Genomic DNA, 21,978 nt, shown 5'->3' with positions numbered 1-21,978 from the left:
ATGTCAATTCAGACATGATCCTCAGTCAAGTAGAAAGGGCGTTGATTAGAATCAAACATAAGTATAAATTAGAGTTTTACATAACAGAAATTGAGTTCATATCTTCTGATAGCTTTTCAGAGGATATCTATGAACAAATGACGTTTAGACTTTTAAGTAATATTACCTCCAAAGAGCATCCAAACTCTGCATAAATGTTATTTAAATTAGATGCCAAGTGACCTACTACAGTAATGAGAAAGCAGCTTAGAGTTCGATGCGTGTATAGCGCACCGAACATGCTTCCATAATGACGTTAAATCACTACCTTTTTACCGTCTAAAATGGAGAATACAAAACTCCTCGACTGTTCCGATAACAGATGTCGCGGTAAAACGTTAGCAAATAGAGAGTGAATGCTATGAAGGACAGATTAATAGTCGTACCAACCTCAAAAGAGGCGGAGCAAAGACTAGATTATGATAAATGTACAGATAGTGATTTAATTGAATATAATTTGAATGAGAAGGAATTTGATGAATTATATGATATAGGATTTTTCACTGAACTAAATGATAAATTAGGATTGATGATCGATGACTACGAATCCGAAGAAATATTAGAGGATAAGCTAAAAAACTTAGAAGATTTTATGGAGTATTATCTTGGTAAAAATCCAAGAAATATACTACTTAGAAATCTCAATGATTTGTTCCAAGTTGCTTATGAAAAAAGAACGGGAGTATTCTTCTTCTTTTAATTAATCAGACTATTTTAAGATGGTAATTCTCCAAGTTTGTTTCTACGAATTTGACAGCAAAGGGCACTAAGCAGTTAGCGGTGAATCTTAGTAATCATCAAGCTAAGCTCATCAAGTACACTCAGATGTATACTGATTCAATATATAAACCTATACCTATTGCAATCACTTGGGCTACAGCCCAAGTTTCGAGTCCTCACTAGGGAACCATTATTTACCATAACATTCGTTACGATATGAAAAAGTGGCTAATATTTTATAACTATAAGAAAGTAATTAGTAATGAAACTACAACGGCTTCACTATCCCTTCTAGTAAATTCGCAAACCCTTGCATGTACGCTGTGTCTTGGCTTGAGTTACGCGTCGCTGCATACAGCTGACAATGCACACCTGCACCCAACTTCCGCGAGACGACCCAGCCTTTTTTCTCATATTCAGCCACGACCCAATCAGGCAATGCAGCAACTCCGCGCTCACTAGCAACTAGCTGAATAAGCATCGCTGTCAGCTCTGTAGTACGCACATTTTCGAAGCTCACCTGTGCAGGCGTCATAAAGTTGGCGATAATATCGAGACGCTTGGCCTCTACTGGATAAGCAATTAAGGTTTCTTCAGTCAAATCACTGGGTTCAATAAATTCTTGTGCTGCCAAATCATGCGTGGGCGATAGTACCAAGCGACTCTCGTACTCAAACAGCGGTTGATAGCTGATACCGTCTATCGGTAAATCACTGGTGGTAATCAATAAATCAATATCACCTTCCATGAGTAGATGATGCGGCTCAGGCTCAAATCCTGTGGCAAAATCTAGCTCGACATCTGACCACTCACGGCGATAATGATTGAGTATCGGCATCAGCCAATCAAAGCAACTATGACACTCGGATGCTAGGCGTAATCTGCCCGCTTGACCATGTGCTAGACGCTTCAGGTTGGACTTGGTGCGGGTAACTTGCGGCATGATGCTATCTGCCAACGCCAGTACTGTCTTGCCAGCAGGGGTAAAGGTGAGCGGGCGCGTACGACGATTGACTAAGCTGATATCGTAGTAGTTCTCTAGCTCTTTCAACTGATGTGAGACCGCAGAAGCCGTGACATGCAGCTCGTCGGCTGCAGCAGCGAGTGAACCATGCGCTCGTAGCGCGGTTAGGGTGTTGAGGTGACGGAGCTCTAGCATAAGGTAACCTAACCGCGAAGGTGAGAAAAATTCATTATAATAGATATAGCGCTGACTTTCATTCAAAGCTTGCTATTAATAAACAGTGCCAATAATAAGCGCTAGCAAACTAGCAAACTAGCAAACTAGCAAACTAGCGATGTCAGATTAGCAGCGGTAAACTAGCGCCTACGTAACAGCAGCTGCGAGATGATAACCAAGATTAAAGAAGCAGCCAGTAGCAATGTACCGATAGCGTTGACTTCTGGTTTGAGTCCTACCCGTACCATAGAATAAATCCGTAACGGCAAAATCTCATAGCTTGGACCGGTGACAAAGGTTGAAACCACCACATCATCCAATGACAACGTAAAGGCGAGTAACCAGCCTGCCATCACCGCTGGTAAAATTACAGGAATGAGCACTGTGCGTACCATCGTTGACTCATTGGCACCCAAGTCGCGTGCCGCCTCCATCAATTTCTCATCTAAACTACTTAATCGTGCAAAGACAGTGATGACGACAAATGGTAGACAGAAGGTAATGTGTGCTAATAACAGCGAGACAAATCCTAATTGCAGACCAATTAATAAGAATAGCGCTAATAATGAGATGGCCAATACAATTTCGGGCGACATCATCAGCACGAACAGCAGCCCGTTTAGCAAGCCTTTACCACGGAAATTATAACGGTGTAGTGCCAAAGCGGTGAGTGTGCCTATTAATGTTGAGACAGTCGCAGCAACCAGCCCTAATACGATAGAATGCCAAAATGCATCTAGCATCGCTTGGTTATTAAATAGTGATTCATACCACTTTAGGCTGAAGCCGCCCCAGTTATAGCCAATTTTTGATTTGTTAAATGACATCACCACCAAAACAATGATGGGTAGGTATAGCAGGGCATAAATTAGGCTGAGATAACCTTTGGCTGCGATACTGCCAATTTTTGTTGTACGCGAATAAGACATTAGGCCACCTCACTGAAATCAGTCTTGCCAATGCGGCGACTACTGGCGCGATAGGCCAGTAACAGCACAGCCATAGCGAGGGTCAGTAATACGCTGGCTGCGGCACCAAATGGCCAATCGCGCGCATCCAAGAACTGGTTTTTAATAATATTACCAACTAATAAGTTGCGTGAACCACCTAAGATATCAGCAACGTAAAACATCCCCATCGCAGGCAACAAGACTAAGAGTACTCCTGAGATGATGCCCGGCGTCGTCAATGGCAGGACGATATGCCAAAAAGTCTGTGTCTTGGATGCACCCAAATCTTGTGATGCCAATAGCATGTCCTGACGCAAGTCAGTAAACACGGCATATAACGGCAATACCATAAATGGGAATAGTAAATATGTCAGACCAGCTATCACCGCACCTTGCGTATATAGGATATCGATAGGAGTATCGATAACACCTATCGCAAGCAGTGATTTATTAATCAAACCATTATTCGCAAACAGCAACTTGAGTGCATAAGTACGCACCAGAGAGTTGGTCCAAAACGGCAGTATTAATAGCATCATCAGCAGTGGTTGCCAACGGGGTTTGGCTCTAGATATGAGCCATGCAAAAGGGTAGCCAAGCAACAAGCAGATAATGGTCGTGATGCCTGCCATCCATAATGAATGGATAAATACGCCGAAATAGAGCGGATCAATCATGCGTGCATAGCTGTCGATGCTGACGGGCAAGCTGATAAAAGCACTGCTATCACGGGTCAAAAAACTGACCGCGATGACCAAGATATTTGGCAGTAGCGCGAATATCAGTAACCAACCCCAAATGAGCCATAGCGTTGCGGTACGAAAAGGACTTTTGCTGCCTAAGCTGTGACCTGCCATTAACTGACATCCTTTTGTAAGCTTGTATGGTCTCCACCTTTATTTGGCTCAGTAGAGTCTTCTGGCAATACCCATTCCCAGCCGTCTACCCACGAGACTTTGACAGCTTCATTCAGCTTATAATCAAAGCTTGGGTCATCTTCGTCAAAGAATTCAGAGGCTTTAATAATATGGCCGTTTTCGAGCTCAATGATTGAGTCTAGCGTGCTGCCTTTATAGTTACTTTCAATCACTCGGCCAAACAGTCCAACATGCTCATCATCTTTTGGATCGTAAACTCTTAAGTCTTCTGGGCGCAGTAGTAAGTTTACGATGTCGCCTACTTGCACATCATTGGCAAAATTAGGACGGCGTAAATTACGTAAGCTGGTTGGGCCATCTTGAGCTTGTGCCTCGCAAACTTCTACCTCGATACGTCCGTTGGTGACTTTGCTATCACGATCTGGCTGATTGGGATAGACGCCTTTTACTTCTGCTTTAAATAGATTGGTCTCACCGATGAACTTGGCTGTGAACAAGTTGGCAGGCGTTTCATAAATCTCGATAGGCGTGCCGATTTGCTGAAAGGTGCCGTCTTTCATCACTGCGATACGATCCGACATCGATAGCGCTTCTTCTTGGTCATGCGTCACAAATACAAAAGTGATGCCCAGCTCACGTTGTAGGCGCTTAAGCTCAGACTGCATTTGCAAGCGCAGTTTGTGATCGAGCGCAGATAATGGCTCATCGAGTAACAGCAGTTTAGGACGATTAATCACGGCACGCGCAATGGCAACACGCTGCTGTTGACCACCCGATAAATCTTGTGGTTTACGGTTGGCTAAATGTTCTAACTGCACCATCGCGAGCATCTCGCGTACACGTGTCTTAATCTCATCTTTCGGTATTTTTTTGAGCTTTAAACCATAAGCCACGTTTTGGGCGACGGTCATATGAGGAAACAACGCATACTGTTGAAATACCGTATTGACCGGGCGCTTATCCGCAGGCAACCCTGCCATCTGTACACCATCTAAATGAATGGCCCCAGCATTTGGCTGCTCAAAGCCTGCAATCAAGCGTAGCAATGTTGTCTTGCCACAACCTGAAGGGCCAAGCAGTGTCAAAAACTCACCATGCTGGATATCGAGGTTGATATCTTTTAATACTTCAGTTTGATCGTAGGTTTTTTTTAGACCAGTCAGTTGCAGGAGCACCTTGTCATCATGAGGTGATGTAGAGGTGCTGTGCGTGTTGGACGGTGGGATGGTCATAATATTTTTCCTAAGCATCTAACATCGCAGTATGGCCATTCATTTAGGATACTGTGGTCAAAGTCATTTGGTGTGGGTATAAGCTATGGGGATAGACTGAGTCTGGTTGCCACGTATTATAACAAACCCTTGATATAAATTAGTGCAAGTTCATCATAAGTTACGTGAGTGGCAATACTTGAGAGACAAAGGGATAGTCAATCCACTATAAAAAAGTGACAGCGTTAACCTCGCTTGAAGTATTACATATACCTCTGCACTCGATTGCCTTGACTCTCTTTCAGATTGAATCAACTATATGATAGGAAGGAGTTTTAGCTTCTAGCTTTTCAGTTCTAATTTCTAGCGAGCATATTTAGGACATTTGGTAAAGGGTTTTAGTTCTATGATTTGGGGCCGCTAGCAATAATTACGTCATATAGCGACATTAATACAAAGTTTTTTATCATTTTTTAGGCGGTATTCCTATACAATTACTCTGTGGTAGACCAATATAATTGGCCTGTCAGTATCTAATAGTGACTAGTCAGTTATTTAGTCGATTTGTGTTTGAATATAGCCAGTTAAATATGACTTGGATACTAGAGAGGTGAGCAAAATTACTATAGATAGTAGACTGAGTGAGCTTAATTCTAGATCCAATTTAAAAAGCTTATAACTCTAATATTATTGATGATAAAGGATATCTTATGCCGAACAATACGCGCCCAAAAACAGGTCAAGAAGCTCTTGAGCTTTTGAAAGAAGGAAATGCACGCTACGTTGATAGCTTGAGCAATACTGATCCGATGATGCAGAGGCGTCCGGAGTTGGTCAAAGACCAAGATCCTTTGGCTATTATTTTGGGTTGCTCGGACGCACGTGTACCGGTTGAGATTGTGTTTGATCAAGGCTTGGGCGATTTGTTTGTGATTCGAGTCGCTGGTAACGTAGTAGCACCATCACAGATTGGCTCGATTGAATTTGCGGCCGAAAAATTCGGTACCAAGTTGGTTGTCGTACTTGGACATTCACATTGCGGTGCGGTTACGGCTTGCGTAGAAACCCTCATTAATCCTGAAACAAACTACTCGCCCAATTTGCAGTCCATCGTAGATCGCATCCGTCCAAGTGTTTATAACCTGCATGAATTAGCAACTGCCAATGGTCAAGACGTCGATGCCGATGAGCTAGTTGATCGCTCAATCCGTGCTAACGTACGTATGTCGGTTAGCCAACTTAAGCATGGCTCGCGTGCACTAGAAGACTTGACCAATAGCGGTCAGTTGCTAGTCGTTGGTGCAGAGTATGATTTAGAGACAGGCAAAGTACGGTTCTTAGACAGCTAATAAACCGTCTAAATCAGCCACATCAAATAAGCACTATTACAAAATCCTCTCAATCTTTTCGTGATTTTTTATTATGATAAGAGAGTCAAGCGCGTAAAAAGCCTTTACGCGCTTGTTTTTTTAACTCTATATTTTGTCAATATTAGGATAATCATGTCTATATCAAATAATGGCTCAGCCACCGATAATAATAACGAATCACTTATAGCCCAACCGACTAGCAGCGTAAATACCGCTGGTGTTCAGCCTATTTCAGGTCAGACGACTGGCTATACGTTTAACCATACGATGATACGGGTAAAAGATCCTGCCAAGTCATTAGCGTTCTATACGGGCGTCCTTGGAATGACGTTGCTGGCGGTAAAAAAATTCCCTGACATGGGTTTTGATTTATACTTTTTGGCCAAGCTAACGGAGAGCGAGCGAGACAACCTGCCTGCTGGTGATGATTTAGAAATCTTTGCATTTCGTCAGCGCGGTATCTTAGAGTTGACTCATAACTACGGTACCGAAACCAAAGCTGATTTTAGCTATCATGATGGTAATCAAGATCCACAGGGTTTTGGTCATATTTGCTTTAGCGTGCCGAGTCTGGATGAAGCGGTGGCTTGGTTTGATAAAAATAACGTCGAATTCAAGAAACGTCCAGAAGATGGCAGCATGAAAAATATCGCCTTTATCAAAGACGTCGATGGCTACTGGATTGAGATTGTACAAGCTGACTTGATGGGCTAAGTTTTAAGCGTTTAAAAGCTTTGAATATTTGATAAGTATTCGTTGCTAATACTTATCAATAAATACAATGATCGATATGACCAACCAAAGGAGTGACACCTAGATGCCAACCTCTGAGGCAGAAACGATAGCAGGTACAGAGCCAACGACCGCTGCACTAACGTATCAAAGTATTATTGATTCTGCGAATGGCATATTTATTGGTTTTGTCGAGCGTATTCCGTATTTTGTCGCTTCGATTATCGTTGTCCTGATTTTTTGGTTTCTGTCGATACTCTTCAAAAAAATCGTCTATAAAATCTTAGGTAGTCGCAGACGGCATCAGAACTTGGTCAAAGTCTTTCAGCGAGTAGGTGGTGCTTTAATTATCTTCGTAGGCTTTATGATAGCCATGGTGATAGCTGTGCCGGAGTTCACCCCTGCCAAGTTAATCGGTGCACTCGGTATCGGTTCCGTCGCTATTGGTTTTGCGTTCAAAGATATTTTTCAAAACTTGCTGTCTGGTATTTTGCTGCTCATCTCAGAGCCATTTCGCATCGGTGATCAAATAGTGTCTGGTGAATATGAAGGTACGGTCGAAGACATTAAAATTCGTGCAACCACCATAAAAACCTACGATGGTCGGCAAGTCGTTATTCCGAACTCTGACTTATATACCTCAGCGTTGACGGTCAATACCGCCTATAAGCAGCGCCGGTTACAACTGGCAGTGGGTATTGGCTATGAGGATGATATCGAAGCGGCAAAAGCTGAGATTTTAAAAGCGCTAGATAGGGCAGATAGCGTGTCAAAGAAAGCTGAGCCGAGCGTGATTGCGACAGGTTTTGGAGATTCAACGATAGATTTGATGGTACGTTGGTTTATTGAGGATGGCACGCAAGCCAATAAAGTTACCTCGATTCACCAAGTATTTGTAGAGATTAAACTCGCGCTAGATGCAGCAGGCGTAAATATTCCATTCCCGATTAGGACGATAGACTTGAGTGACGCATCAGTGATGACGATTGTCGATAAGCTCAATGAGCAAAAAACCATCAATGTGGAAAAGACAGTGGCAGAGTAATCAAGCTATTCTTCATATTGACTCTTAATTTCAACCATAAAAAACCGCCATATCAAATGATGTGGCGGTTTTTTGATGTTGATCTACTGGCTATCAGTATAAAGATTTATTCATCTTTTGCTCTAAAGTCTGTATGGCATGACTTACAGCTCGCACCAACTTGACTGAATGCAGGCTTGATGTCATCCATGCTAGTAGCTGTTTGAGCGGCAGCACTTAGTTCAGCAGTAACTTTTTGGAAGTTATCAGCTTCTGCGCGGAAACCATCAGCGTTAGACCAAACTGCTTCGGTTGCATTACCCATGTCTTCTTGGTTTTCGAAATGGCTCCACGGCATACTAGAATCTTCTGCTAAGAATGCTGCTTGTTCTTTAACGACATCCGCATCAAAGGTATCTGGTGCTTTGGCCATATCACCCATGACGCCCATTGCATCGCCCCAGTTTTTCATGCTGTCTTGACGGGCTTGTATATCAGGGCTAGAGCTAGACTCAGTTGAAGTGCTACAGGCGGTTAGACCTAAGGCGGCTGCCATTAAGGTGATACCGAAGATAGATTTCAATGATTTGTTAGAATGAACCTGTGCCATATAGATTACTCCTTTAAATTTGGCTAATAGTATGCGTATTGCAGACGGTGGCTTTGATACTGTTGTCAAAATCAACTCATAATTACCTGAAAGTATGTCCGCTTATCAGTGATTTTTTGGAAATTTAATCTGTATTGTAACCATTATTTGCGTAGCTATGGTTAAAATAGTTGTTATATCATCGTAATATTCAAAGTGATGATAATTATCTAAATCATATCATTGAGTTGACTGACATGCGATACATCGTGGTCTTAATCAACCATATTGAGTTCAAATAAATGGCGGTTTATATCTCTGTGAAGGTGATAAGCCCCATATGATAAAGGTCAGCTATAGCAGCTGACCTTTATTTAAATATACTAGACAATAATCTAGTAGACATTGCTCATCTTTATTATATTCACATAAGCTATAGAGTCAACCACTCACGCGGCTTTAGATAAACGTCAGTCAACTCAAACTCCGGTGAGCCTTCAGTAGGCTCAAAACGATAATGCCAACTCGCCAGTGGCGGCATACTTACTAAGATAGACTCGATACGACCATTGCTCTGTAGTCCAAATAGCGTGCCGCGATCGTAGACCAAGTTGTACTCAACATAGCGGCCACGACGATACAGCTGAAATTCACGCTGCTGTTCAGTATAAGGCGTGTCTTTACGCTGCTCAAAGATAGGTGTGATACCGTCAAGATAGCCGTTACCCACTGCTTTCATAAAGTTAAAGCAGGTCTCAAAGTCCCAACCACGACTCTCAGTATTGACATCATCATAGAATAAGCCGCCGATACCGCGCTGCTCGTTGCGATGACGTAGGTGGAAGTACTCATCACACCATTGCTTAAAGTCAGGATAGACGCTGTCACCAAACGGTGCGCACAGATCGTGGCAGACTTGATGCCAGTGGACGCAGTCAGCAAGTACAGGGTAAAACGGTGTCAAATCAAACCCACCACCAAACCACCAAATCGGCGCTTCGCCCTCAGCTTCCGCAACGAACAAACGAACATTGGCATGGCTAGTAGGGACGTTAGGGTTTTTGGGATGCACGACCAGTGACACGCCCATGGCTTGAGCTTTGCGGCCAGCGATATCGGGATGGCGTGCTGTTGCTGAAGCTGGCAGGTTGTGTACATGAATATGGCTAAACATCACGCCTGCTTTTTCAATCACCTCGCCATCTGCTAGTACGCACGAGCGACCACCGCCACCTTCTGGGCGCTCCCAGTCATCAGGGACAAAGGTTGCATTGCCACCACCATCGCGCTCTTGCGCTTCTAGTGCTTGGCAGATACGCGCCTGCAAATCGACTAAAAACTCACGCACTCGTGTGATGTCATTATTGGTCGGTGTTACCACTGACTCTGACAGGTCTGACTTATTATCTATATTTGGAATACTCATAAAATATCTATTTATTCAGGTGTATTGCAGTGTTGAAATCTTTATCCAATAAATGTCCCATACGGTCACGCTTGGTCGCGAGGTATTCAGCATTCATATCATTGACCCCTACCAATAATGGCACGCGTTCCACGACATTGATGCCATGCTCAGTGAGATAAGCAATTTTGTTAGGGTTATTAGTAATGAGTCTGACTGCATCAACACCGATATGAGCGAGCATCGGCCCACACATGTCATAAATACGTGCATCCGCAGGCAAGCCCAACATCAGATTGGCGTCTAACGTATCATGACCTTGATCTTGAAGGGCATAAGCGCGAATCTTATTGGTGAGCCCAATACCGCGACCTTCTTGGCGCAGATATAAAATAGCACCACAGCCAGCCTCTTGTATGGCTTGCATCGCCGAATTAAGCTGCGGACCACAGTCGCACTTCAATGAGCTAAAAGCATCGCCAGTTAAGCACTCAGAATGAATACGAATCAAGGGAGCTGGTTGCTCTGATTGCCTCGTTGTATCTGGGTCGACCACAGGCAGCCCGACGGTCAGCATCACATGCTCTTGACCGTCTTCGTTTTCAAAGATATGAATATCAAACTCGCCATAACGAGTCGGTAGTTTGGCACTAGTAATAAATTGATATGACATTAATGTCCTGCATAAGCCGGTAGTTGTGGCAGTAAGGTCTGTATTAGCAGTAATAACGCAGCGATGTCATCCTAGCTGTATTAGGATAGTTAGGATGATAGCAGTATAATCTGTTCGTAACACATGCGTGCTGATTGTCTTTATTATAAAAACACACAAAGTTCACAGACGATGCACGATGATTAAAGCGACCATTAAAAAAAAATGCTATTATGCCATACTATTTTGACGGATACAGTGACAAGTCTTTACCCTTACATTACTATGTCGTCACGAACATTCGATATTGATGCAAAATAATAAGGCATAATATCAACCCCTAGTATGGAAGCGCTGTCTATTATGACGGCGTGTTTGTTGTTAGGCGCCGCGTAGGTATAGATACGTAGGCATTGCATGAATAATTATATGGTCAGTTACATCAATAATGATGTAGATATTATTGACGTCGCTTAGCTATAGTTATCTTTATACTCTAAAGCACGTCTTGTCAGCAGATTGGTAGGTATCGTACGGTTTATGCAGCAGTCACCTCATTCCCCACAGTCTCAGTCCGTATCTGCGTCAGCCATTGAATCCGCTGCCCAGCTGTCAAATTTGCAGCAGACTTACGCTGTCATTCCGCGTGTGCGTCCAAATACGCCACTACTTGATAGCATCGATGCGCCGTCTGATCTAAATGCGTTTACCACCACTCAGCTTATTACCTTGGCGGACGAACTACGACTGTTTCTGTTGTATTCAGCTGGTCAGAGTGGTGGGCATTTCGGTGCCAATTTGGGCGTGGTTGAATTGACCATTGCGCTACATTATTTATTAGATACACCGCAAGATCAGATTGTTTGGGACGTAGGTCATCAAGCCTATGCTCATAAAGTGTTGACTGGTCGTCGTGAGCAGTTAGGGACTATCAGATCTAAAGATGGATTGACGGCTTTTCCTGAACGTGCCGAGTCTGTGTACGATACCTTTGGCGTTGGTCATTCATCGACTTCAATCTCAGCGGGTTTAGGCATGAGCTTAGCGCTGCGCTATCAAGGTCGTACACAAACAGTAGCTTGTATCATCGGCGATGGTGCGATGACAGGCGGCATGGCATTTGAAGCCATGAATGATGCAGTACAGCAAGACGCTGATTTGCTAGTCATCTTGAACGACAATGATATGTCGATATCTTGCTCTATTGGTGGATTTCCACGGCATTTAGCTATGCTATGGGAATCAGGATATCAGGTCGATATCTCTGAGGCAGGCGAGCCTGTTCTCTGTCATCGTCCTGATATGCAAGGATTTGATCGCCGTAAGCGCCACAAAGAAATGCGCGATGTCCCGCAATTAGAAGACAACTTATTTAAAGCGATTGGTTTTACCTATTTTGGTCCATTTGATGGCCACAATATCCCTGAGCTGTTGCGGGTATTGTCACTTGCCAAGCAAGTATCAGGTCCAGTATTGGTTCATATTTATACCACTAAAGGTAAAGGATTTGCGCCAGCTGAACTAGATCCGGTCGGTTATCATGCGATTAGCAAACTGCCTGTCGAAGATGACGAAGCAAAAACCAAAGCAGCTGATATTTCAGTAACAAAGGCGTCGGTAGATAAGCCAGCGCTCAAGTATTCGCAAGTGTTCGGCCAGTTTTTGTGTGATAAAGCCGCTGAAGACGATAAACTACTTGCTATTACACCTGCCATGGAAGAAGGCTCTGGAATGATCGACTTTGCTCGTCATTTCCCAGCACGTTTTTTTGATGTGGCGATTGCGGAACAGCATGCAGTCACGTTAGCAGCGGGCATGGCAACTCAAGGTGTCAAACCGATTGTCGCAATTTACTCAACGTTCTTGCAGCGTGGCTATGATCAGCTGATTCATGACGTTGCGTTGCAGAATTTAGACGTAACGTTTGCTATTGACCGAGCAGGTTTAGTCGGTGAAGATGGCGCAACGCATGCTGGCGTATTTGATTTTGCATTTTTACGTTGCGTCCCTAACATGGTAATTGCAGCGCCAAAAGATGAAAACGAATGTTACCATTTGCTCAATACTTGTTATGACTATCAAGGATGTACGGCTGTACGTTATCCACGTGGTGTGGGTACGGGCGCGACTATCGAACAGCCAGCACAAATTTATAAAATCGGCGAAGCTGTGGTGGAGTCAGTATTGGGCCCTAATGATGCACCAAAAAAGCTCGCATTATTGGTATTTGGTACGATGATGACCACGGCTCAGCATGCAGCAGAAGCTATCGTCAATGGTGATACAGAATCAGAGTATCAAGTGCATGTGGTGAATATGCGCTGGGTAAAACCTTTAGACACTAACCTATTAGAAGCGCTATTGGCAAAAGGCATCACTCATATTGCGACCCTAGAAGAGCATGTAATTACTGGCGGCGCGGGTAGTGCGGTCAATGAGTATTTGCTCAATGAGTCAGCTGCCTTTAAGCGTACTCGTCCAGTTATTGCTAATATGGGCATCCCTGATCGCTTCATTGCGCACGGTTCCCAAGCTCAGCAACTGGCTGATTGCGGTTTGAGTGTCGACGGTGTGAGTAAGCAGCTTCAGCAGTTATTGTCATAAGCTATGTTGTTATAAGCCGTGTTGTCATAAATAGTATGGTCGAAATTGATTTAAAGTTAACGATATTAGTTTGAACAGATAAAAGCTCGATAGATAGAGCTAACGCCTGCTTAGCCGTAGGTGCTGACTTTTTTACAACTTGCGCAGTTTGTGATGACCACCAAAATATGGGTTGGTTTGGCGAACGTAATGGTTTTTTCGTTTTTATCGAACAATTTTAGTATAATGCGGTTGTCGTTTATAAGTTTTCATCTATAAAAGACACGTTTTTTAAATCGCATAGATGTGGTGTGATGCGGCTAGTCTAATCGGCATGTTGTGGGCACAAAGTTAGTCTTATTTTTTATATTCATTCATCAAGCAAATAGGTTATTTATGGAACCCATGGTCGTCATCGCAGCGCGTACTGCTGAAAAAGTTGGTAAAGAGATTTTATATGCGCATCAAAACCGCCACAAAATCGAATTGGATATCGAGTCGAAAGGACTTGATGGATTGGTCACACGTATTGATCGTTTCAGTGAAGAGCTGACGATTGAGACGCTAAAAGCCAGCTATCCGAATCATTCATTTTTGGGTGAAGAGTTTGGTATGCAAGAAGGTCGCGGCGAAGACGCTGACTGGTGCTGGATTATCGATCCGCTAGATGGCACCAAAAACTTCGTTCATGGCGTACCGCAGTTCTGCGTATCGATTGCTGTACAGCATAAAGGCGTGACTCAACATGGCGTGGTCTATGATCCAGTCCGTGACGAGATGTTCTCTGCTAGCCGTGGTAAAGGCGCGCGCTTGAACAATCGCCGTATGCAAGTGAGCGAACGAAAAACGCTTGATGGTGGCCTATTTACTACAGGTCATCCGCTTGAGCGTAAGCGCAATGGTGAAGTGATTTCTTATGCGAAAGAGCATTTTGAAAGCCTACAGAAAGTCTCTGAAGCGGGTGGTCAAATTCGTCGTTTAGGGTCTGCAGCATTGGATTTATGCTATGTAGCCGCTGGTCGTTTTGATGGTTATTTCGAGATGTCTATCAAGCCGTGGGATATTGCTGCTGGTGAGCTTATCGTCACTGAGGCACGTGGTGTGGTTGTCGATCATACAGGCGCGCACAACTCGATGACTTCAGGTTCTATTTTTGCTTGTAACATCAAGCTGTTGAAGCCGTTGATGCAAGTAGTCGTTCCGAGTTGGGGCGAGGCTGTATAAGTAGCAATACTTAAAAGTATTGATAATAAAAAGCTGGTTCCGTTAAGGAGCCAGCTTTTTTGTTGCTTTATCACTTTCACTGCCAACGGTTATACCCTGAAACTCGAGCGTTTTACTGGTCAATTCTAGCAGCGTCAATTCTTCTTCTATCAGCGCGAGCATGTCTTGTACGTGAGGCAGGGCCTTACTGCAAGCTGCAATACCGAACTCAATCTTATCCAAATAACTGGCTAAAGTAATGTTCATCGCTTGTCCGTTGAATACGATAGAAGCGGGATATAAAGATTGCAAGCGCGCACCATTCCAATATAGAGGTTTCTCAGAACCAGGGACGTGGGAGATAATGAGGTTAAAGGCTTGTTTTTTCGGGAATAAACCGGTTGCTAGATTGATACCTTCCCAAGCATAAGCGATAACGCTGTAGTTGATCACTTGTGCTTGATTCATACGGCGGAAGCGGCGTTTGCCACTGTTCATACTACGATGGATGAGCTGTATCCGACGTAATGGGTCATCCAAATGCGTGCCTAGGTTAGCCAATACAAATGACAGCTGATTACCCGATACGCTATTATCTGTACGCAGTGACATCGGTACAAAAGCAATTAGTGGCTTACTAGGTAACGCATCCATCGATATTAAATAGCGACGGATGGCACCAGCGCAAACTGCTAGCACAACATCATTTCTACTGATTTTTAATCTGTCGGCAATATCATTAAAGCGCTGAATATCATAAGACTGCGCTGCAATACGCCGTGATGCAGAGATACGCTTGTTCAAAATACTCATGGGCGCATCAAAAGTGCCGACATAGCCATCATCGCCAGAATTTTTGAGATTGTCTAGCAATTCTGTAAACACAGGCTTGATGGTAGATATCTGCTCTTTAATAATGCGTCTGATAGATCTTTTCGAAGGAAGTATGGCGTTGACATGGTTACGATGGCGTGCCATTAAAGACCAGATTGGCAGGGTTACGGGTTCAGTAGGTGACTGCGATAAAGACTTTTGAACGAGGCGCATGGCAGCAATGCCATCTACCAAAGAATGGTGAATTTTGAAATACAAAGCAAAACGTTCAGGATCACCTTCATTTTCTGGCTGAATGCCTTCAATCACGTGACATTCCCATAAAGGCATTGCGCGATCTAAGAGACGTCCATGCTCTCTCGAAACATACATGAGCAGTTCGCGTACCCGTGCAGGTTTTGGTAGTGCGACATGATGCAAGTGATGCTCGACATCAAAGTTTTTATCTTTTTGCCAAAACGCCATATGCTCCAATACTTGGTTAAAAGGGAAGCTTGGCGGTACATCAGAGTCTTGCATTTGTTTGACCAGCTGATAGACAAAGTCGCTGTCAGCTGTATCTGGCACTTCAAATAAAAATAAACCACCGACATGCATAGGTTGTTTACGCGACTCAAGAAGCAAAAATAATTGGTCGACTGCTGTGAGAAGTCGCATAATAAATCCTTTTATGACGATGTGGTTGATTCAATCTAAAAGTGGGACAAGGCAATCAAGCATAAGTGCATATATAATACTTTAAGCAAGGTATTCAATGAAACAGTGATTAGGTTATGTCGAACATCTACCACGGGTCGCTGCCAATAGTAGAATGTTCAACAAATCCTAAATGCTTATTTACGCCTGACGTCATGTTTCTTATTGTTTGATCACAGACTTTTAGGCGTATTGTCAGATGCTTTACTGAAAAAAGTATCCAGTCTGTGGCGAGCTAGCAGTCGCCATTTTGCGTACCGGCATGCGCCCTGCTAAGAATGCTTCGCGACCAGCCCACATAGCATGCTTCATAGCATGTGCCATCATAACTGGGTTCTGGGCGTTGGCAATCGCAGAGTTCATCAATACACCATCACAGCCGAGCTCCATCGCAAGCGCAGCATCTGAGGCGGTGCCAACACCAGCATCTACCAGTACAGGCACCTTGGCATTTTCAATAATCAAGCTAAGCGTATGACGATTGAGCAGACCAAGACCTGAACCAATCAAGCTACCTAGCGGCATAATAGCGACACAGCCCATGCTTTCTAATTCTTGTGCGACGATAGGATCATCTGACGTATAGACCATTACTTCAAAACCATCATCAATCAATACTTTGGCGGCCTTTAACGTTTCCATAACGTTTGGATAAAGCGTTTTTTCATCGCCCAATACTTCAAGCTTAACCAAGTTATGTCCACCCAATAGCTCACGAGCCAGCTTGCAAGTACGAACGGCAGTCTCGGCATCAAAGCAGCCTGCAGTGTTGGGTAATATGGTGTACTTATCAGGTGAAATTACATCCAGCAAGTTCGGCTCATTACTGTTCTGACCGATATTGACTCGGCGAATAGCAACCGTGACAATCTCTGCTTCTGAAGCCGCAATAGCAGCACCAGTTTCGTTCATGTCTTTATACTTACCAGTGCCAACCAACAATCGAGAAGAGAATGTACGACTGCCCACAGTAAACGTATCTTGTGAGAGTGGCGTAGGGCTGGTAGTAGAAATAGCGGCTTGTTGTGACATAAGGATAATCCTAATAGCGGGCGAACAAAGGTGACAAACGAAGATTTGGTTCAATAGTAAAAGTTATTCATCGTAGGCAGTAATTTTATGGCAGGCGGCAGCTTCTCATTATGATGGTAAAGACCAGATAGGCAGCATCTAAAATCGGAGCCTTGCTACTCACGAAAAACAAAATGTTATTATAACAAACTCATGCGCGCTTACAGACAATCTTTACCCAGTTTAACGATTTAAGCAACCCGTCTCTTTTGTCATCAACTTTATCGAGGCATACGACAAGGTATGCAGAGGTAGCTATAGTAGTGGCATCTATAGCAGTGATACATATAGCAACGGTATTTATGAATCATACGTTGCGACGGGCTATGTGCCGTAATACTGTTAAATGAGAGCTAGAAGGGTGTACGCGTCAATAGGACTCAGCAATAGGTTTTGATGGACTACACAATATTATAGTTGAAGATAAACGTTAGAAGCGGATAAGACGTTAGATATCTAAACAGAGAGTATTGTTACTGGTTATATAAGTGCTAATCTCAATCAACTATTAAAACGATGCGCTATACAGATATAAAAAGTGTACAGCGCATCATATTTAATTGAGTCGGGATGAACTATTGGCTATTTAGCGGCTTCATCATTTACCTCTGGTTGACTGCTTTGCTCAGTATCTGTTTCTGCCGGAGACTCTGTAGCAACTGCTGCAGCTTTTTCATTCGCTTTGCCTTGACGACGCGCCTCTAGCTCAGATTTGGGTATCCAAGCCCATGTCATCTCAACCACGATTGGATCGCGATCGCTGTCAGACTCACGGTCATGAATCACGCAAGGTATAACCATTTCACCTTTTGGCGTATTTAAGATATCTAAGCGCTGCTCATCAGATAGACTTGCCACTGCTGCAATTTGACCCTTTTTAATGGGGCGATAAAAGTTAACCGAATAAGACTTAATTAATAACACTCGGTCAGAGGGTAGGTTTAAACCCAAAATAAACCCTGTGGCCGTTTCAGCCAATAAGGTAATGGCGACTGCATGAATGGAACCAATATGATTCTGTACAGATCGGGTGTTATTTAAACTGACAACCACTTGATTGGGATTGACCGTTTCATAATAGACGCCTGTTGTACCAACATATGGCACGACTTTGCCAAAGGCTTTGGACAAGATGCTCGATCGTGCACCGGCAGGCAAGTACTTAGTCACTGATAACAGTTTGGTGAATTGGTTGCTGATGGGCTTAAGTGTGCTGGTTGGCTTTTCGACTGGCAATCTTGTGTTGTCAGATACTTTGGCTGGTAACTTATTGGTCAGCTTGGTAGGGAGTTTTTTTAATAATCCTGACATACAAAATTCCTTAACTTAGATGCGTTGAATGAGATTTTGAGTATTAGCGTGTATCATCATAGCGGAAAAATACGGAGTATTATGCAAGCCGCTATACTCACTATGTTACATTAACTGCTGCTGTCCGACTATTATTAGAATGAACTGATGCGCTTATAAAACAACACTGATATGGTGATGTCTTGGACACTAGAAACAGTGTAGCTCGTAGCCGTGTTGTGCAAAATAATGCCGTTAGATGCCAGTAGAGCGTCACGCTATAATGACACCGTTTTAGCATATTTTATTTATTTTCTCATACCTCTTATCTGCTGGATAACGCTATGCCCGACACATCAACTCATAAGCCGACTAATATTATTTATACAGGTGTGGCTGGTACGGGTAAGACTTATCGGTTACTACAAATTGCTAAGCAATATACCGACTACTTACCTCGAGCCAATTCTAATGATTTATTAGTACAGCTGTTGCAAACGCTCAGCTGGCGAGATGTCGTCTGTCTAGTGTTTTTAGATTTACAATCCAAAAATCAAGACTTAGTCAAGGTGCCTGAAATTGTCAATCATGAGTTTTTTGTCGCCAAGGCATCGCAGAATGAGCGAGAGAAACACTTAAGTAATACGGCATGGTCTGTGCTGCAAATGCATACTCCTACCAGCTCAGACACCGTAAGTTATAAAAATCGAGCTGGCCAAGCTTACTTTGATAAAGACAACAGTGGTGCATGGTATTTATTACCAGAAAGCATGGCGTTGTTAACGGATTTATCGCAGCAACTAGACGAGTTTCAGAAGGCAAAGCGAGACAATAACACTAGCCAAAATCAAGCTTTCAGTCAGCAGCGTTTTAGCATGGTAAGTTTCCATCAAGCTTATGGTTATGAAGAGTTCGTTGAAGGCATTCGTCCTGTGATGGTGGCTTCTGGTCAGTCGAATAATGCTAATAATGGCCCATCTCAAATGAGTTATGCGATTCAAGATGGGGCATTTTTAAAGTTATGTCAGCGCGCGGCAAACAATCCTAAACAACGCTATGCCATGCTGATTGATGAAATCAACCGTGCCAACGTGTCACGCGTATTTGGCGAACTACTCAGTCTGATCGAACCCGATAAACGCACGGGTATGACAAATGCGATGACGGTGAATCTGGCTTATTCTGGACGTACCTTTAGTGTCCCTAACAATGTCGACATTTATGCGACTATGAATACCCAAGACCACTCTTTAGCCCCGCTAGACATGGCGCTACGTCGTCGCTTTCGTTTTATTGACTGTCCACCACAGCCTGAGCTATTACCAATTATCAGTCTTAGTAAAGGCTCAGAAACGCATAGAACAGCAGAAAACAATGAAGCAGATACCATAGACTTGGCCAAACTATTAGCAAGTTTAAATCATCGCATCATTCAGACGTTAGGTGTGGATTCGCAACTGGGTCATGCATTCCTATTTTCAGTGACGACTCTTGAACAGCTACAAGGCGTACTAGTCGAACAAATTATCCCGCAGTTGGCGCAAGCGACTGGCGGACAAATTGCTATGCTGCAGTATGTTTTTAAAGATGAGCAGCAGCCAATGAGTGCCCAGTTTATTCAAGATAGCCAAGCACTGATGACAAACGAGTCAAATGCTCAGATAGACCATGAAAATAATCTAGCTGCACAAAATCAGATGTTTTCAGGGCATCACTTATTTCTCGATCAGTCAGTCAATACAGGTAGCTATAGAATTAATAGCGACCTAATTGCCAAGGCAGGCGAGTTTATAAAACCTGCCGTTTTCCAGCGTTTATATTAATTGGGTTATTGAAAATTGATAAATAGCGATAGGAAAAGTCCGAGAATCACAAGCAATAATATCAATCGTAGGGATATTGGCGCGCCTGATACGAACGTTATCACTGTATTTGAGCATCAACGCCTAACGGCTGATAGTTTCTTACAGATAGCTGATTTTCATTGGCTGATGGCACAAGAATTCTCTGTGTTCAGCATCAAACGTCAGCAAGGGCAGTGGCAGCTGAAAGTCGGGCACTATATTGGTATCATTCTCCTGCCTAGTGGTATGGTACTAGAGATATTGCCAAAGCTTAATCCATCTATTCAAGATAGCAATCTCGCACAAACCCGTCAATGGGTGCAAGGCATGATGTCTGATTTGATTGGTCATAGTGATCGAACCCGCAATAAACTGCCTCATACAAAAAATTTAGGCCAGATTAGTACTCAGCTTACGTCATTACCGATAGCCGCATTGCCTTTATCAGATTGGCTAGTCACGCAGTTTTTGCAGCGATTGACACAGCATCAACCGACCAAGCATTATCAATCGCAAACCCACAACCAAGCATCGCTACAAGGTCGACTACTCATCAAAGAGCAGCTGCGCCATAACAGCATGCAGCCGCATAAGTTTGTCTGTGAGAGCAGTGTGCTGAGCCAAGACATGCTAGGCAATCGATTGATTAAAAGTGCTTTGATGCTATTAAGCCCTTTATTAGGACAATCCACTACACCTAAATCTTTGCAAGCGTGGCAATCAATATCTATGCTAAGCCAGCATGAGATGCAGCGGCTCGACTCGATGTATCATCAGGCAAAGCAACAGCTAGCAGTGCTGCCACTTCACGTGCAAAAATTACAGACGATGCAGCAGTTGGTGGACTTGGCTTATTGGTTATTGCAACAGTCCAATACCGAAACGGGTCACATGATTGAACCCAGTAAAGCATCTAAACACAAACAAGCATCACCACGATTATGCCTATTGATTGACATGAATCAAGCCTTTGAGCAATGGGTCAGTCAGCGTATTGCCGCGATGTTTAATCAAATAAGTCCGAACTATAGACCGTTATATCAAGCACAAAGTGTCTGGCTAAGTGATACAGAAGGGCAGGCCTGCTTGTCCATACGACCTGATTTACTTATATATAAGACAGAGATTGATAATGATACTCATGCCGATACCCATACCCACCAAGATCAGTACAATACAGAAGCAGCTTCTCACATTAACGCGTCAGGAAGTTATAGTCATGTCATCGATATTAAATGGAAGCATTTATCCCACGCAGCGAGCATTAGTGCCAGTGACGCTTATCAATTGACCAGTTATGCGCAGGCTTACCAAGCAGATCAGGTCTGGTTGGTCTATCCTGTACAAGGTGATGAGAGACAACAGATAGCACTTAGTCAACGGTCTCTGAATGGTCAAGATATTGATAATAATATGAATTCTGCTCAGTTATGGCTCATACCATTTAATGTCTTTACTGGAACGATAAACGAGTGCTTGTGTTCGGCCTTGAATCGAGTATAATGGCGCTACCGATGGTTAGCGCCGTCGTAGGAAAGACTTTTTGTTTAAGCTGTTTTGATGAAAAGTAGGTGTTTTTGAAATAATTTAGAAATTTTTTAAATTAATCAAAAATAAGTGTTGACACTACCACCGTTTCCGCTTAATATGTGCACCTCGATAGCGAGGAACATTAACGAGTTAGCAGTATTTCTGATAACAAGTTAA

18 protein-coding genes are annotated in these 21,978 nt (G+C 43.3%); 8 read left to right on the top strand and 10 right to left on the bottom strand.

Annotated elements, in window-relative coordinates; all coding sequences use genetic code 11:
* Positions 1–400: 400 nt before the first annotated feature.
* Entirely contained in the window at positions 401–739 is a 339-nt protein-coding gene (locus JMW61_RS02865) for a hypothetical protein (RefSeq protein ID WP_201549364.1), read from the top strand.
* A gap of 288 nt (positions 740–1,027) precedes the next feature.
* On the opposite strand, the gene JMW61_RS02860 is transcribed toward JMW61_RS02865, so the two are convergent.
* The 4 genes from JMW61_RS02860 to potA form a co-directional block, all read right to left on the bottom strand.
* Positions 1,028–1,918, bottom strand: a complete 891-nt coding sequence (locus JMW61_RS02860; protein ID WP_201549362.1) for a LysR family transcriptional regulator — start codon at positions 1,916–1,918, stop codon at positions 1,028–1,030.
* 161 nt (positions 1,919–2,079) lie between these two features.
* Positions 2,080–2,868, bottom strand: coding sequence for a spermidine/putrescine ABC transporter permease PotC (gene potC / locus JMW61_RS02855; RefSeq protein WP_201549361.1), 789 nt, complete (start codon positions 2,866–2,868; stop codon positions 2,080–2,082).
* The gene (gene potB / locus JMW61_RS02850; protein WP_110921878.1) at positions 2,868–3,746 is read right to left on the bottom strand and encodes a spermidine/putrescine ABC transporter permease PotB; all 879 of its coding nucleotides are present in this window, start codon (positions 3,744–3,746) and stop codon (positions 2,868–2,870) included. The genes potC and potB overlap by 1 nt, the downstream gene beginning before the upstream one ends.
* Positions 3,746–4,999: a spermidine/putrescine ABC transporter ATP-binding protein PotA gene (gene potA, locus JMW61_RS02845; protein WP_201549357.1), complete on the bottom strand. Its 1,254-nt coding sequence runs from the start codon at positions 4,997–4,999 to the stop codon at positions 3,746–3,748. Before potA ends, potB begins: the two co-directional genes overlap by 1 nt.
* A gap of 689 nt (positions 5,000–5,688) precedes the next feature.
* On the opposite strand from potA, the gene JMW61_RS02840 reads away from it, so the two are divergent.
* The 3 genes from JMW61_RS02840 (at position 5,689) to JMW61_RS02830 (ending at position 8,125) form a co-directional block, all read left to right on the top strand.
* Positions 5,689–6,327 carry a carbonic anhydrase gene (locus JMW61_RS02840; protein WP_110921876.1) on the top strand — a complete coding sequence of 213 codons (639 nt, stop codon included), beginning with the start codon at positions 5,689–5,691 and terminating at the stop codon, positions 6,325–6,327.
* 153 nt (positions 6,328–6,480) lie between these two features.
* Positions 6,481–7,062 (top strand): lactoylglutathione lyase, encoded by a 582-nt coding sequence (gene gloA / locus JMW61_RS02835; protein ID WP_201549356.1) that lies wholly within the window; start codon positions 6,481–6,483, stop codon positions 7,060–7,062.
* A 103-nt stretch (positions 7,063–7,165) separates the two neighbouring features.
* Positions 7,166–8,125, top strand: coding sequence for a mechanosensitive ion channel family protein (locus JMW61_RS02830; protein ID WP_201549355.1), 960 nt, complete (start codon positions 7,166–7,168; stop codon positions 8,123–8,125).
* A 106-nt stretch (positions 8,126–8,231) separates the two neighbouring features.
* Here the strand turns inward: JMW61_RS02830 and JMW61_RS02825 are convergent, their stop codons facing one another.
* The 3 genes from JMW61_RS02825 to ribA form a co-directional block, all read right to left on the bottom strand.
* The gene (locus JMW61_RS02825; protein WP_197215739.1) at positions 8,232–8,714 is read right to left on the bottom strand and encodes a c-type cytochrome; all 483 of its coding nucleotides are present in this window, start codon (positions 8,712–8,714) and stop codon (positions 8,232–8,234) included.
* A 412-nt stretch (positions 8,715–9,126) separates the two neighbouring features.
* The gene (gene hemF / locus JMW61_RS02820) at positions 9,127–10,119 is read right to left on the bottom strand and encodes an oxygen-dependent coproporphyrinogen oxidase (RefSeq protein ID WP_406947801.1); all 993 of its coding nucleotides are present in this window, start codon (positions 10,117–10,119) and stop codon (positions 9,127–9,129) included.
* A gap of 7 nt (positions 10,120–10,126) precedes the next feature.
* Entirely contained in the window at positions 10,127–10,771 is a 645-nt protein-coding gene (ribA, locus tag JMW61_RS02815; protein WP_201549353.1) for a GTP cyclohydrolase II, read from the bottom strand.
* 519 nt (positions 10,772–11,290) lie between these two features.
* Between ribA and dxs the strand changes: the two genes are divergently transcribed.
* Together dxs and JMW61_RS02805 are read left to right on the top strand one after the other, a co-directional pair.
* The gene (gene dxs, locus JMW61_RS02810) at positions 11,291–13,354 is read left to right on the top strand and encodes a 1-deoxy-D-xylulose-5-phosphate synthase (RefSeq protein WP_201549351.1); all 2,064 of its coding nucleotides are present in this window, start codon (positions 11,291–11,293) and stop codon (positions 13,352–13,354) included.
* 375 nt (positions 13,355–13,729) lie between these two features.
* Positions 13,730–14,557 carry an inositol monophosphatase family protein gene (locus tag JMW61_RS02805; RefSeq protein ID WP_110921870.1) on the top strand — a complete coding sequence of 276 codons (828 nt, stop codon included), beginning with the start codon at positions 13,730–13,732 and terminating at the stop codon, positions 14,555–14,557.
* Between the two features lie 42 nt (positions 14,558–14,599).
* On the opposite strand, the gene JMW61_RS02800 is transcribed toward JMW61_RS02805, so the two are convergent.
* The 3 genes from JMW61_RS02800 to JMW61_RS02790 form a co-directional block, all read right to left on the bottom strand.
* The gene (locus JMW61_RS02800) at positions 14,600–16,027 is read right to left on the bottom strand and encodes a WS/DGAT/MGAT family O-acyltransferase (RefSeq protein ID WP_201549348.1); all 1,428 of its coding nucleotides are present in this window, start codon (positions 16,025–16,027) and stop codon (positions 14,600–14,602) included.
* Between the two features lie 243 nt (positions 16,028–16,270).
* On the bottom strand, positions 16,271–17,098 hold the full coding sequence (locus JMW61_RS02795) for a thiazole synthase (protein WP_201549346.1): 828 nt from the start codon (positions 17,096–17,098) through the stop codon (positions 16,271–16,273).
* 621 nt (positions 17,099–17,719) lie between these two features.
* Positions 17,720–18,448, bottom strand: coding sequence for a DUF4442 domain-containing protein (locus tag JMW61_RS02790; RefSeq protein ID WP_201549319.1), 729 nt, complete (start codon positions 18,446–18,448; stop codon positions 17,720–17,722).
* A 323-nt stretch (positions 18,449–18,771) separates the two neighbouring features.
* On the opposite strand from JMW61_RS02790, the gene JMW61_RS02785 reads away from it, so the two are divergent.
* Both JMW61_RS02785 and JMW61_RS02780 read left to right on the top strand, forming a co-directional pair.
* Positions 18,772–20,250 carry an McrB family protein gene (locus tag JMW61_RS02785; RefSeq protein ID WP_201549317.1) on the top strand — a complete coding sequence of 493 codons (1,479 nt, stop codon included), beginning with the start codon at positions 18,772–18,774 and terminating at the stop codon, positions 20,248–20,250.
* Between the two features lie 15 nt (positions 20,251–20,265).
* Complete coding sequence (locus tag JMW61_RS02780; protein WP_227687342.1) at positions 20,266–21,774, top strand: McrC family protein; 1,509 nt, start codon at positions 20,266–20,268, stop codon at positions 21,772–21,774.
* The last annotated feature ends 204 nt before the right edge of the window (positions 21,775–21,978 follow it).

Origin of the sequence: Psychrobacter fjordensis (assembly GCF_904845995.1) — a bacterium.
Classification (GTDB): Bacteria; Pseudomonadota; Gammaproteobacteria; order Pseudomonadales; family Moraxellaceae; genus Psychrobacter; species Psychrobacter fjordensis.
The sequence above is the reverse complement of the archived record's forward strand: the minus strand, read 5'-3'. Positions and strand labels throughout refer to the sequence as shown.

Excerpts from the sequence above, each read along its gene's own strand:
- ribA (WP_201549353.1), bottom strand. The coding sequence starts at position 10,771 with ATGTCATATCAATTTATTACTAGTGCCAAACTACCGACTCGTTATGGC.
- JMW61_RS02825 (WP_197215739.1), bottom strand. The coding sequence starts at position 8,714 with ATGGCACAGGTTCATTCTAACAAATCATTGAAATCTATCTTCGGTATC.
- potB (WP_110921878.1), bottom strand. The coding sequence starts at position 3,746 with ATGGCAGGTCACAGCTTAGGCAGCAAAAGTCCTTTTCGTACCGCAACG.
- JMW61_RS02785 (WP_201549317.1), top strand. The coding sequence starts at position 18,772 with ATGCCCGACACATCAACTCATAAGCCGACTAATATTATTTATACAGGT.
- JMW61_RS02800 (WP_201549348.1), bottom strand. The coding sequence starts at position 16,027 with ATGCGACTTCTCACAGCAGTCGACCAATTATTTTTGCTTCTTGAGTCG.
- gloA (WP_201549356.1), top strand. The coding sequence starts at position 6,481 with ATGTCTATATCAAATAATGGCTCAGCCACCGATAATAATAACGAATCA.
- hemF (WP_406947801.1), bottom strand. The coding sequence starts at position 10,119 with ATGAGTATTCCAAATATAGATAATAAGTCAGACCTGTCAGAGTCAGTG.
- JMW61_RS02830 (WP_201549355.1), top strand. The coding sequence starts at position 7,166 with ATGCCAACCTCTGAGGCAGAAACGATAGCAGGTACAGAGCCAACGACC.
- potA (WP_201549357.1), bottom strand. The coding sequence starts at position 4,999 with ATGACCATCCCACCGTCCAACACGCACAGCACCTCTACATCACCTCAT.
- JMW61_RS02790 (WP_201549319.1), bottom strand. The coding sequence starts at position 18,448 with ATGTCAGGATTATTAAAAAAACTCCCTACCAAGCTGACCAATAAGTTA.
- JMW61_RS02805 (WP_110921870.1), top strand. The coding sequence starts at position 13,730 with ATGGAACCCATGGTCGTCATCGCAGCGCGTACTGCTGAAAAAGTTGGT.
- JMW61_RS02860 (WP_201549362.1), bottom strand. The coding sequence starts at position 1,918 with ATGCTAGAGCTCCGTCACCTCAACACCCTAACCGCGCTACGAGCGCAT.
- JMW61_RS02840 (WP_110921876.1), top strand. The coding sequence starts at position 5,689 with ATGCCGAACAATACGCGCCCAAAAACAGGTCAAGAAGCTCTTGAGCTT.
- dxs (WP_201549351.1), top strand. The coding sequence starts at position 11,291 with ATGCAGCAGTCACCTCATTCCCCACAGTCTCAGTCCGTATCTGCGTCA.
- JMW61_RS02865 (WP_201549364.1), top strand. The coding sequence starts at position 401 with ATGAAGGACAGATTAATAGTCGTACCAACCTCAAAAGAGGCGGAGCAA.
- potC (WP_201549361.1), bottom strand. The coding sequence starts at position 2,868 with ATGTCTTATTCGCGTACAACAAAAATTGGCAGTATCGCAGCCAAAGGT.
- JMW61_RS02795 (WP_201549346.1), bottom strand. The coding sequence starts at position 17,098 with ATGTCACAACAAGCCGCTATTTCTACTACCAGCCCTACGCCACTCTCA.